The sequence below is a fragment of the Rhodoferax ferrireducens genome (assembly GCF_031458075.1).
GTDB lineage: Bacteria > Pseudomonadota > Gammaproteobacteria > Burkholderiales > Burkholderiaceae_C > Rhodoferax_B > Rhodoferax_B ferrireducens_A.
In genome coordinates, this window is sequence record NZ_JAVDXT010000006.1 from 84,971 (window position 1) to 96,916 (window position 11,946).

Sequence of the window (11,946 nt, forward strand, 5' to 3'; positions counted from 1 at the left end):
GCCCCGCCGTATAGCATCGAGCCCTTGCCAGGGAGTTTTGCAGAGAGTCCCTAGACCTTGGCTCCCGCCTTGATCAGCGCAGCCCGCACCTCTTGTTGATCGCCGAAGGTTGCCAGGATCAGCGCGCTGATGCTCCTTTGTCCGGGGTCGACCGCATTGGGGCTCGCGCCCGCCTTGAGCAGCGGGCCCACGGCAGCGCTGTTGTAGTGCTTGATGGCGTCGATCAAGGCTGCGTCGAGTTCCTTGCGCCCTGAGAAGGCGTTGGAGTCGAGCCGAAATTGGACCTGTCCCTCGCAATGGGCGCGCACCGCTTCGCCCAAGGAGCCCACCCGGTCACATGGGTCCATCAGATTCCCGGCTTGGGGGCTGGCAGCACGCAGCGCCAGTTGCAAACCCATGTAGTTGCCGTTCGACGCATACGTCGTGTCATCCGAGAGCAGAAAGGCGGAGTGCCCATCGGCGTTCGCCGTCTGCACCACCAACTGCAAGCGCACATCCTGGTCGCCTGCCAGGCCCTGCGGCAGCGTGAGTTGAAAGATGCCATCGCTGCGCAGGGCCACGGGGTCTTTTGCCAGATCAACCACCCAGGGCAGGGGCTCGCTTTGCGCCAAGGTGGTGGTGGTGCCGTCGCTGGCGGCCTGGCTCAGCACCAGACGAATGCTTTCCACCCGGCAGTTGACAGCCGGTTTACAGGCACTCGCTGGCGCGAGCGCCAGCTGCTGAATGCGCATGCGCAACTCCCCGCGGTTCACTTGTGCCTGGCCTTGCAGGTGGACGCGCAAGTGCCCATCGTCGAGTAGCCAGTTGCTTAGCAGTACTGCAAACTCCGGTGTGCGCACGCGCGTGCTCAGGCGCCAGGACGCATCGGTTTCGTCCACGCCGCGCACGCGCTCCACCCCCGCTACCGCAGCATCTTCGACCACCGACACGCTGTCCGTCGACATGGTCATGACCGGCCAGTCCTCGGGCGGCGCATCCGGCGACCACATGGGTAGCAGCAAGCGCCAAGCTACCCAGCCCACCGCGCCGAGGGACAGTGCGAACGCACCGCGCCGGACCCAGCGAAGGCCACTTCGGACGCGTGCTGGCGACGGAAGCCTAGACGCATAGTCCGGCTCAGGCAGTTCCGAAGTCGACGGGGCGTTGGTATCTGGTTGTAACGAATCCGAGGCTTCGTCTCCGCTGTCTAAGCCGGTTGCGCGGGACGTTTCGGCTTGGGTCTCAATGTGAAAAGGCCATGTCGCTTCATCTCCCTGGAGCACCAGGGAAACGTACCAAAGGTCGTCCTCTGAACCCGGCAGATCGGTGGGAAGGGTGAATTCGACCGTGACGGCCTGCACCATGAGCTCGCCGTCCACCAGCGAGGGGACCGGGCTGGCCATAAATTTGCGCTCCCAGACGCGCCCAAAGCCACTCATATCCTCGTCCGGCGAATCAATGGTCGCCAGCAGCGTCCATGCCTGCGCCCTCAGAGGCCGGGTCAGGGTGAAGGTTGCCATCGTGGGCACGCCATGGGGCACCGGGTCCTGCGAGAGTTGCAGTGTGACGCCATTGCCGCGCAGGCGGCTGAGCCAGAGCAATAGGGTGCCTACGGCAAGCCCCACACCCGTGAGTGCCGCCACGCCTTTGAACCATTCCGCAAGGCCAGGCTCGGGCATGACCAACCCCCAGGCCAGCGCGTTCCAGACGATGGCGATCACTGCCAACATCGGTGCGCCAGTGCCGGGTGAGGTTTTGCGGTGGGACATCGTATTTTTCATATGGGGCATTTTCACCGCACCCGCACCTCCTCAAATTTTGCCCTTATGCGCGTTGCGGGCCACGGTGCCGACCCCGAGGACGCAGCGCTTGAGGAGCTCGGCCAGATGCCCATCGTGGTCGTTCAAATTGGCACATTGCTTGCATCTTATCTTGGATACAAGTTGGGATGCTTTAAAATGGTGCAAACCGAAATCCTGGAAACTGGCGATATAGCTGATCGTCTTGGTGGCCACGCCCCTTCGGCCTGGTTGTCGCGGTGTGACTCGCCTTTTGCGAATGCGCTGGAGGGGGCTTTGTCCGGCCTGCAATTTGCGGTCAAAGACAATCTGGATGTGCAGGGGCTACCGACCACGGCGGCCTGTCCGGCCTTTGCCTACGCGGCTACAGCCCACGCCGCTGTGGTGCACAAGCTGCTCAAGGCTGGTGCGTCGCTGCTGGGTAAGACCAACCTGGACCAGTTTGCCTGCGGCCTGAATGGCACGCGCTCGCCTTTTGGTGCGGTGCCGAATGCGTTCGACCCCGCCTATGTGTCGGGGGGCTCCAGCTCGGGTTCGGCCTATGTGGTGGCCACCGGGCAGGTCGACTTTGCGCTGGGTACGGATACCGCCGGCTCGGGGCGGGTGCCGGCCGGGCTGAACAATATTGTGGGCATCAAGCCGTCCAAAGGGCTGATCAGTAGCCGCGGCCTGGTGCCGGCCGCTCAGAGTGTGGACTGTGTGTCCATTTTTGCCCGCACTGTGGGCACGGCTGCCCGGGTGCTGGAGGCGGCCATGGGCTATGACGCGCTGGACCCGTATTCGCGCGACCTGGTTTTGGCGCGTACCGCCTTTCCTGCACGGTTCCGGTTTGGTGTGCCGTCGGAGCTGGTGTTCTTTGGGGATGCAGCCGCAGAGGTGGCGTTCCAGCAGGCCATGCAGCGCCTGGTGGAGATGGGCGGCACGCCCGTGTCCATCGATTACGCACCGCTGGCGGCTGCGGCTGCGCTGCTGTACGACAGCGCCCTGGTGGCCGAGCGCTATGCCGCCGTGCGCGGTTTCTTCGACGCCCATGCCGACCAGGTGATGGAGCCGGTGCGCAGTATTCTGGCGGCCGGGCAGGGCTACAGCGCAGCCGATGTGTTTGACGCGCAGGCGCGGCTGCGTGCTTACGGGCAGCAAGCCGCCGCCATGTGGGCGGGCAGGAGCGCCATCGACCTGCTGCTGGTGCCCACGGCTCCCACTCACTACACGATTGCCCAGATGCAGGCCGACCCGGTGGTGCTGAACCGCAACCTGGGCGCCTATACCAACTTCGTTAATCTGCTGGACTACGCGGCAATCTCCGTGCCCAGCAGCATCCGGCCCGACGGCTTGCCGTTTGGCATCACGCTGATCGGCCCCTGCGGTAGCGACTGGCAGCTGGCCGAACTGGGCCAGCGATACCACCACGCCAGCGGCATGCTGCAAGGCGCGGTGGACCTGCCCCTGCCTGCGCCGCAGAGTATTCCGGGCCTGCAGCCACAGGCGGTGGCGCGTGTGGCTGTCGTGGGCGCCCATCTATCGGGTATGCCCTTGAACAGCCAATTGACCGAGCGCCAGGCCACGCTGCTGGCCAGCACCTTGACCGCCCCCGACTACCAGTTGTTTGCTTTGCCTGGTACTGTGCCGCCCAAACCCGGTCTGCTGCGCGTAGCCCCCGGCTTGGGCAGGCAGATCGTGGTGGAGGTATGGGAGATGCCGTTAGCGCATTACGGTTCGTTCGTTGCGCTCATTCCTGCGCCCCTGGGTATCGGCACCTTGGCTCTGGCTGATGGCAGCACGGTACAAGGTTTTATCTGCGAACCGCAGGCTTTGCAGGGGGCTACGGACATTTCGCATTTCGGCGGCTGGCGTGCGTACATGGCCAGCGGCAGCCATGCCGGGTGATTTTTCAGCGAAAGGCGCGGTGATGACGGAGCAGCAAATGGAAACCTATGTCGATGCGGCCGCCACCGCGCTGGGCCTGGAGCTGGGTGATGCGCGCTCTGGCGTGCTGCGCTACTACGCCCTGGCTGCGGGCATGGCCGAGCTGGTGCAGGCCGTGCCCTTGACGGTGCAGGACGAGTCACCCATGGCCTTCATTCCTGTGTCGCCCGGAGATGCGCCATGACGTCCACTAAGGCATGGTGGCAGCAGGACGCCACCCGTATGGCTCACGCCGTGGCGGCCCGTGAAGTGACGGCCACACAGTTGGTGCGAGCCTGCCTGGACCGGATTGCGGCCACCGACCGGCGCGTCAACGCTTTCACCGACCTGGTGTCGGCGCGCGCCCTGGAGCGTGCGGCGCGAATCGACAGCGGCCTGGCCGATGGTTCCCAGGCCGTGTTGCCCTTGCTCGGCGTGCCGTTTGCGGTGAAAAACCTGTTTGACATCGCCGGCCTGCGCACCCTGGCCGGCTCGAAGATCGAGCGCGACAGCCCACCCGCCACGCAAGACGGCCTGCTGGTGCAGCGCATGGAGGCGGCTGGCGCCATCCTGATCGGCGCGCTGAACATGGACGAATACGCCTACGGCTTCACCACCGAGAACAGCCACGAAGGCGCGTGCCACAACCCGCACAACCTGGACCTTACGGCCGGCGGCTCGTCGGGCGGAAGTGCTGCTGCAGTGGCAGCCGGCCAGGTGCCTTTGACTCTGGGCTCGGACACCAATGGCTCGATCCGCGTGCCGTCCTCTCTGTGCGGCATCTTCGGCCTGAAACCCACCTTTGGGCGCCTGCCGCGCACCGGCAGCTTTCCGTTTGTCACCAGCCTGGACCACCTGGGGCCGTTCGCGCGCAGCGTGCGCGACCTGGCGTTGGCCTACGACGCGATGCAGGGTGATGAGGAAAAAGGGCTGCACCGGGACGCAGGATGTGCGCAACGTGCTACAGAATTTGTAGTAGATGAGCTGGACCTGGGCATCCAGGGCTTGCGGATTGGCGTGCTGGGCGGCTATTTCCACGACAACGCCTTGTCCGAGGCCCGCAGCGCCGTGGCCAAGGTCGCCAAGGCCCTGGGGGCGCGCGATACGGTCGAGCTACCGCTGGTCGAAGCCGGCCGCGCCGCGGCCTTCCTGATCACCAATTCAGAAGGTGCAGCCTTGCATCTGGACAATTTGCGCGCGCGTGCCAGCGACTTCGAGCCCCTATCGCGCGACCGCTTTCTGGCCGGCGCGCTGATCCCTGCGGCCTGGGTGGCGCGGGCCCAGCGAGTGCGCACCCGGTATGCGCGGGCCGCCGCCCAGGTGTTTGAAAAGTACGACCTGCTGCTGGCACCCGCCACGCCATGCGCCGCTACGCCGATTGGCGCCGAGCGCATGCATCTGAACGGACGCGACCTGCCGCTGCGCCCGAACATGGGTGTGCTGACGCAGCCGATTTCCTGCATCGGCCTGCCAGTCTGTGCGGTACCGGTGTGGGGTGCGCATCCGGTCTTGCCGATAGGCGTGCAGGTGATTGCTGCGCCCTGGCGCGAAGACCTGGTGCTGCGCGCCGCCGCGGTGTTGGAGGCGGCTGGCGTGTGCCGCGCTCCAGTAGCCAAACTTTGAGGGATCCCTATGGACCACGCTATCAATTTGCCCGGAGTGCTGGCCGAGGTGCAGGCCGTGTTCGACCGCTACGAAGATGCCTTGGTGAACAACCGCGTCGAGGTGCTGGACGAGCTGTTCTGGAACAGCCCGCACACCCTGCGCTACGGCGCTACCGAGAACCTCTATGGCTTCGATGCGATCCAGGCCTTCCGCGCCGGGCGCCCGGCCCAAGGTTTACAGCGCAGTCTGCTGAAGACGGTGATCACCACCTACGGGCAAGACTTTGCTACCGCTAACGTGGAATTCCAGCGAGAAGGCAGCAGCGCAACCGGCCGCCAGAGCCAGACCTGGCTGCGCACGCCAGAGGGCTGGCGCGTCGTGGCGGCGCATGTGAGTTTGCTGGCCTGAGCCCGGGCACATATTTTGCATCCTGTCTTGTATCCAAGATAACGCGCTGCCTTGCGCACCATTTCGGTAACCCACCTTCTGGAGAAAAGCATGAACTCTGACAGCCTGAACCGCCGCAAGTCCCTCCAAACGCTGGCCGCCCTGACGGCTGCGGGCACCCTGGGTAGCTGGGCGCCACGCGCCCTGGCGCAGAAGCCGCTCACCGTGGGTGTGATCTACGTCGGTCCGCGCGACGACTATGGCTACAACCAGGCGCACGCGCAGACCGCTGCCGAGATCAAGAAGCTGCCCGGCGTGAAGGTGGTGGAAGAAGAAAACGTGCCCGAGACCTCGGCCGTGCAAAAGACCATGACCGGCATGATTGCCCAGGATGGTGCCAGCCTGCTGTTCCCCACTTCCTTCGGCTACTTCGACCCGCACATCCTGGCGCTGGCGCCAAAATACCCCGATGTCCGCTTCTCGCACTGCGGCGGCATGTGGACCGAGGGCAAGCACCCGAAGAACGTGGGCAGCTTCTTTGGCTACATCGACGAATGCCAGTACCTGAACGGCGTGATTGCCGGCCATATGAGCAAGAGCGGCAAGATCGCCTTCGTGGCGGCCAAGCCGATTCCGCAGGTGCTGCGCAACATCAACGCCTTCACCCTGGGTGCGCGATCCGTCAAGCCCGGCATCACCTGCAGCGTGATCTTCACCGGTGACTGGTCGATGGCGGTGAAAGAGGCCGAGGCCACCAACAGCCTGGCTGACCAGGGTTGCGATGTGTTCACCATGCACGTGGACGGCCCCAAGGTCATCGTGGAAACCGCCGCCAAGCGCGGTAAGATGGTCTGCGGCTACCACGCCAGCCAGGCCAAACTGGCGCCGAATGCCTACCTCACCGGTGCCGAATGGAACTGGTTCACCGCCTATAAAACCGCCATCGATGCGGCCCAGGCCGGCAAGCCGCACCCCAACTTCCTGCGCGGCGGCCTGAAAGAGGGCTACGTGAAGATGTCGCCCTACGGCAGCATGGTCACCGACGCGGCAAAGAAGCAAGCCGATGGCATCAAGGTGCAGATGGTGGCTGGCAGCTTCGACATCTTCAAAGGCCCGCTAAAGGACAACAAGGGCGCCACCGTGATCGCTGCTGGCAAGGTACTCAAGCAGACCGACCCGGTTTTGGAGGGAATGAACTACCTAGTGGAAGGCGTGCAAGGCAGTTTTTAAATCCCGCCAATCCCGCCCACAGGAGCTCGCATGCACTCCACTGCCAAAGACATCCTGCTGCCGGTCACGGCGATCCTGCTGGCACTGCTGCTGTTCGGCGTCTTCGTCTGGTTCGCGGGCGTCAACCCGGTGGACATGTGGCTGACGCTGTTCAAGGGCGCGTTCGGCGACTGGTTCTCCTGGCAGAACACGCTGCAACGCTCGGCGCCGCTGATGCTCACCGCCTTGTGCGTGGCGCTGCCGGCGCGCGCTGGCCTGGTCATCATTGGTGGCGAGGGGGCTCTGGTGCTGGGCGGCCTGGCCTGTGCCGCAGTGGGCACCATGCTGCCGCTGCCGGCGAATCTGCTGGGCACGGTGATCGCCTGCGCTGCTGGCGCTCTGGCCGGGGCGCTGTGGATCATGCTGGCGGGCTGGCTGCGCCAGGCGCGCGGCATCAACGAGACCATCAGCAGCCTGCTGCTGGCCTATGTGGCGATCGGCGTCTTCAAGCATCTGGTCGAAGGCGCGCTGCGCGATCCGGCCAGCCTGAACAAGCCCGCCACCCACAGCCTGCCCGAGGGCTTGCTGATCGCCGGCATTGCAGGCTCGGACGTGCACTGGGGGCTGGTGCTGGGCGTATTGGCCTGCGTGGCGCTGGGGCTGTGGCTGCGCTGGACGGCATCCGGCTTTTCGATCCGCGTGGTGGGCGGCAACCCGCGCGCTGCGCAGCTGGTGGGCTTGCCCGCCACGCAATTGATTCTGACGGCCTGCGCACTTGGCGGTGCCAGTGCTGGCCTGGCCGGCGCGGTGGAAGTGGCCGCCGTGCACACCAATGCGAATGCCGCACTGATTGCCGGATACGGCTATGCCGGCATCCTGGTGTCCTTCATAGCCCGACACAACCCTGTTGCCATCGTGCCGGTGGCCATTTTGTTCGGCGGCTTTGGCGCTGCCGGCAGCCTGCTGCAGCGCCGGCTCGGTTTGCCCGATGCCTCGGTGATGGTGTTGCAGGGCATCGCCTTCGTGCTGATTCTGGCCAGCGAGGCGCTGCGCGATGTGGACTGGAAGCTGCTGTTTTCCAAGATGCGTAAACCGGCTATTGCTGGCGTGGAGGCAACATGACTGCTGACCAATGGGTGGCTCTATTCGCTGGGATTGTGGGGGGTGCTTTACGCGTTGGAACGCCCTTCCTGTTCGTGAGTTTGGGTGAATGTTTGACGGAGAAATCCGGCCGCATCAACCTGGGACTTGAAGGCGTTCTCGTGCTGTCAGCCATGAGCGCCTTCGGCGGCGCCTACCTCACCGGTTCGCCCTGGCTGGGTGTGCTGTCCGGCGCCTGCGCCGGCGCCTTGCTGGCGACTCTGCACGGCGTGCTGTGCTCGCTGCCGCGGGTGAACGACGTGGCCACCGGCATTGCGCTGATGCTGTTGGGCACCGGCCTGGCTTTCTACCTGGGCAAGCCGCTGATACAGCCGCAGGCGCCGCAGATTCCGGCCATTCCGCTCGGTGGCTGGAGCAGCTCCAGCGTAGTGCAGTCGGCACTGCAGATCAATGCCCTGCTGCCCATCGGCATCGCGCTGGCGGTGGGCCTGTGGTGGGCCTTTGCGCGCACGCGCTGGGGGCTGCTGGTGCGGCTCGCGGGCGACTCGGCGAATGCCACGCGGGCGCTGGGTTATTCGGTGTCGGGCATCCGCATTGCGGCCACGGCCGCCGGTGGTTTCATGGCGGGTTTGGGCGGTGCGTCGCTGACCCTGTTCTACCCCGGCAGCTGGAATGAAGGCATCTCCAGCGGCCAGGGCCTGATCGCGGTGGCACTGGTGATTTTTGCGCGCTGGAGCCCGCTGCGCTGTGTGGGTGCGGCCATGCTGTTCGGCGGCGCCGGCGCCATCGGCCCGGCGATGCAGTCGGTGGGCATAGGCTGGGGCTACCACCTGTTCAATACCGTGCCCTATGTGCTGACTTTGGTAATTCTCGTGCTGACTTGCAAGCCCGGCAGCGTGGCCGTCGGCAGCCCGGGCGAGCTATCTTCTACGAGGTAAATACCATGGCCTATGTTGCTGCCAACCCCTACGCCTGGCCCTACAACGGTCAGCTGCGCCCCGACAACACGGCGCTGATCGTCATCGACATGCAGACCGACTTCTGTGGTGTCGGTGGCTATGTCGATGTGATGGGTTATGACATCTCGCTGACGCGTGCGCCGATTGCGCCGATTGCCCATGTGCTGGCGCGGTTGCGCCCGCTGGGCTACCACATCATCCACACCCGCGAAGGGCATAGGCCGGACCTGTCGGATTTGCCAGCCAACAAGCGCTGGCGTTCGCGCCAGATCGGTGCGGACGGCGTAGGTATTGGTGACGTCGGCCCCTGCGGGCGCATCCTGGTGCGCGGCGAACCGGGCTGGGAAATCATCCCCGAGCTGGTACCTTTTCCGGGCGAAGTCATCATCGACAAGCCCGGCAAGGGCTCGTTCTACGCCACCGACCTGGACATGGTGCTGCGCCAGCGCGGCGTGCAAAACATCATCCTGGCCGGCATCACCACCGATGTGTGCGTGCACACCACCATGCGCGACGCCAACGACCGCGGCTACGAATGCCTGCTGCTGTCCGATTGCACGGCCGCCACCGACCCGGCCAACCACCAGGCGGCGCTGAACATGGTGACCATGCAGGGTGGCGTGTTTGGCGCGCATGCGACATCGGCCGCACTGCTCGACGTTGTTTAACCCGAGGAAGCCCATGGCCGCAGACTCCACCCCGATTGGCGCGCTTCCCGCTGGCACCGGCGCTCTGGCGCTGGAGACCTATCTGCTGACCAAGCGCTTCGGCAGCTTTACCGCGATGGACAGTGTGTCGATGCGCGTGGAGCCCGGCACCGTACATGCGCTGCTGGGCGAGAACGGTGCCGGCAAGAGCACGCTGGTGAAATGCGTGGCGGGCTTCCAGCGCGCGGAGGAGGGCAGCATCATGCTCGACGGACGCGAGCAGGCGATCGCGAATCCCATCGTCGCCCGCAGCCTGGGCATCGGCATGGTTTACCAGCATTTCACGCTGGCGCCGGGCATGACGGTGGCCGAGAACCTGCTGCTGGCCGGTGGCACCCTGCCGGCGGTGATCGACTGGACCGCCAAGCGCGCCGAGCTGAAAGCCTTTCTGGCCACCACGCCGTTCAGCCTGGACCTGGACGCGCGCCCGGCCGAGCTGGCCGCCGGTGAAAAGCAGAAGCTGGAGCTGCTGAAGCAGCTGTACCTGAAGCCGCGCCTGCTGATACTGGACGAACCCACCTCGGTGCTGACGCCGCAAGAGGCCGACGAGGTGCTGGGCCACGTGCGCGCCTTCGCCCAGAGCGGCCAGTGCAGCGTGCTGATCATCACCCATAAGTTCCGCGAGGTGCTGGCCTATGCCGATGGCGTGACCGTGCTACGCCGTGGCAAGGCGGTGCACCACGGCCGCGTGGCCGATGCTGCACCACAAGAGTTAACGCGCACCCTGGCCCAGGCGATGATGGGTGAAAGTTCAGAGAAAAATAGTGCTCTGGCGCAGGAATTACCTGCGCAGCGTGCTACACAAAATGCAGCAAATGACGGGCCTATCGCTTTGCAGGTAGACGACCTGAAAGCCCAGGGCGACCGTGGCACTTTGGCACTGCACGGCCTGAGCCTGGCGGTGCGCAAGGGCGAGGTACTGGGTGTGGCCGGTGTCTCCGGCAACGGCCAGCGCGAGCTGGTGGAGGCGCTGGTCGGCCAGCGCGTGCGCCTGGGTGGCCGCGTGCAGGTGATGGGTGAGGACTACGCGGCGCGGCGCTCTGACAACCACCGCCTGAAGGTACGCAGCCTGCCGGAAGAGCCGTTGCGCAATGCCTGCGTAGGCGACCTGTCGGTGGCAGAGAACATGGCGCTGCGCGACTTTGACCAGCCGCCGCTGAACCTCGGTGGCTTGCTGCGCTTTTCCACCTGGCGCAGCCGGGCGCGCGACTGGATCAAGGAATACGGCGTGAAGACCCAGGGCGAGGGCGCACCCATCCGTAGCCTGTCGGGCGGCAATGTGCAGCGCGCGGTGCTGGCGCGCGAGCTGGCCGGCGACATCAATGTGCTGATCGCGGCGAACCCGGTGTTCGGCCTGGACTTCGCCGCCGTGGCCGAAATCCACAGCCGCATCCTTGGCGTGCGCGACCGCGGCGGTGCGGTGCTGCTGATCAGCGAAGACCTGGACGAATTGCTGGAGCTAGCCGACCGCATCGTGGTGATGAGCGAAGGCCGCATCGTGTTCGAAACCCCGGCCGCCACCGCCGAGCGCCACGTGTTGGGTGCCCACATGGGCGGTGGCCACGACGACCACAAGGAGGCCGCATGAGCCTGAACATCCCCGCGCTGCCGTTCGACTACCCGTTGGATATGGCCCGCGCCGCTCTGGTCATCATCGATATGCAGCGCGACTTCATCGAACCCGGCGGCTTTGGCGAAACCCTGGGTAATAACGTGGCCCTGCTGGAAGCCATCGTGCCGGCCAGCCAGGCGATGCTGGCGGCCTGGCGCCAGGCCGGGGGGCTGGTGGTGCATACCCGCGAGGCGCACAAGCCGGATCTGTCCGACTGCCCGCCGGCCAAGTTGAACCGGGGGAGCCCGGCGCTGCGCATCGGCGATGTGGGAAATATGGGGCGTATTTTGATTGCCGGCGAGCCGGGCAACCAGATCATCGACGCACTGGCGCCGGTGGCGGGCGAGATCGTCATCGACAAGCCGGGCAAGGGCGCGTTCTACGCCACCGGCCTGCACGAGATGCTGCAGCAGCGCGGCATCCAGCAGCTGCTGTTCATGGGCGTGACCACCGAGGTCTGCGTGCAAACCACCATGCGCGAAGCCAATGACCGGGGCTATGACGGCCTGCTGCTGGAGGACTGCACCGAGAGCTACTTTCCGCAGTTCAAGGCGGCCACGCTGGAGATGGTGCGGGCCCAGGGCGGCATCGTCGGCTGGACAGCACCCAGTACGGCGGTGCTGCGGGCATTGGCCGCGCTGTGAGCGGGTTACGTGGCGCCTGCTAAAGTTTGCCCTGTGCAC

General features: G+C 65.4%; 12 protein-coding genes. 10 read left to right on the forward strand and 2 right to left on the reverse strand.

From position 1 onward, the window contains the following. Nucleotides 1-50: 50 nt before the first annotated feature. Both J2X19_RS23585 and J2X19_RS23590 read right to left on the reverse strand, forming a co-directional pair. Nucleotides 51-1,760, reverse strand: a complete 1,710-nt coding sequence (locus J2X19_RS23585) for a hypothetical protein (protein ID WP_310376949.1) — start codon at nucleotides 1,758-1,760, stop codon at nucleotides 51-53. A 30-nt stretch (nucleotides 1,761-1,790) separates the two neighbouring features. Continuing rightward, the gene (locus J2X19_RS23590; protein WP_310377053.1) at nucleotides 1,791-1,994 is read right to left on the reverse strand and encodes a hypothetical protein; all 204 of its coding nucleotides are present in this window, start codon (nucleotides 1,992-1,994) and stop codon (nucleotides 1,791-1,793) included. Here J2X19_RS23590 and atzF point away from each other — a divergent pair. From atzF to J2X19_RS23640, 10 genes are all read left to right on the forward strand, one after another. After that, nucleotides 1,938-3,665 (forward strand): allophanate hydrolase, encoded by a 1,728-nt coding sequence (gene atzF / locus J2X19_RS23595; protein WP_310376950.1) that lies wholly within the window; start codon nucleotides 1,938-1,940, stop codon nucleotides 3,663-3,665. The genes J2X19_RS23590 and atzF overlap by 57 nt on opposite strands. Before the next feature lie 22 nt (nucleotides 3,666-3,687). Then, nucleotides 3,688-3,888 carry a DUF4089 domain-containing protein gene (locus J2X19_RS23600; protein WP_310376951.1) on the forward strand — a complete coding sequence of 67 codons (201 nt, stop codon included), beginning with the start codon at nucleotides 3,688-3,690 and terminating at the stop codon, nucleotides 3,886-3,888. Beyond that, nucleotides 3,885-5,306 carry an AtzE family amidohydrolase gene (locus J2X19_RS23605; RefSeq protein ID WP_310376952.1) on the forward strand — a complete coding sequence of 474 codons (1,422 nt, stop codon included), beginning with the start codon at nucleotides 3,885-3,887 and terminating at the stop codon, nucleotides 5,304-5,306. The genes J2X19_RS23600 and J2X19_RS23605 overlap by 4 nt, the downstream gene beginning before the upstream one ends. 9 nt (nucleotides 5,307-5,315) lie before the next feature. Beyond that, nucleotides 5,316-5,696 carry an oxalurate catabolism protein HpxZ gene (gene hpxZ / locus J2X19_RS23610; RefSeq protein WP_310376953.1) on the forward strand — a complete coding sequence of 127 codons (381 nt, stop codon included), beginning with the start codon at nucleotides 5,316-5,318 and terminating at the stop codon, nucleotides 5,694-5,696. Nucleotides 5,697-5,786: 90 nt separating this feature from the next. Continuing rightward, nucleotides 5,787-6,905, forward strand: a complete 1,119-nt coding sequence (locus tag J2X19_RS23615) for a BMP family ABC transporter substrate-binding protein (RefSeq protein WP_310376954.1) — start codon at nucleotides 5,787-5,789, stop codon at nucleotides 6,903-6,905. Between the two features lie 30 nt (nucleotides 6,906-6,935). Further along, nucleotides 6,936-8,006, forward strand: a complete 1,071-nt coding sequence (locus J2X19_RS23620; RefSeq protein ID WP_310376955.1) for an ABC transporter permease — start codon at nucleotides 6,936-6,938, stop codon at nucleotides 8,004-8,006. Further along, entirely contained in the window at nucleotides 8,003-8,923 is a 921-nt protein-coding gene (locus tag J2X19_RS23625) for an ABC transporter permease (protein ID WP_310376956.1), read from the forward strand. Before J2X19_RS23620 ends, J2X19_RS23625 begins: the two co-directional genes overlap by 4 nt. Before the next feature lie 5 nt (nucleotides 8,924-8,928). Beyond that, nucleotides 8,929-9,612 carry a biuret amidohydrolase gene (gene biuH / locus J2X19_RS23630; protein WP_310376957.1) on the forward strand — a complete coding sequence of 228 codons (684 nt, stop codon included), beginning with the start codon at nucleotides 8,929-8,931 and terminating at the stop codon, nucleotides 9,610-9,612. Between the two features lie 13 nt (nucleotides 9,613-9,625). Then, nucleotides 9,626-11,239, forward strand: coding sequence for an ABC transporter ATP-binding protein (locus tag J2X19_RS23635; RefSeq protein WP_310376958.1), 1,614 nt, complete (start codon nucleotides 9,626-9,628; stop codon nucleotides 11,237-11,239). After that, nucleotides 11,236-11,907 (forward strand): cysteine hydrolase family protein, encoded by a 672-nt coding sequence (locus J2X19_RS23640; protein ID WP_310376959.1) that lies wholly within the window; start codon nucleotides 11,236-11,238, stop codon nucleotides 11,905-11,907. The genes J2X19_RS23635 and J2X19_RS23640 overlap by 4 nt, the downstream gene beginning before the upstream one ends. Nucleotides 11,908-11,946 lie beyond the last annotated feature (39 nt).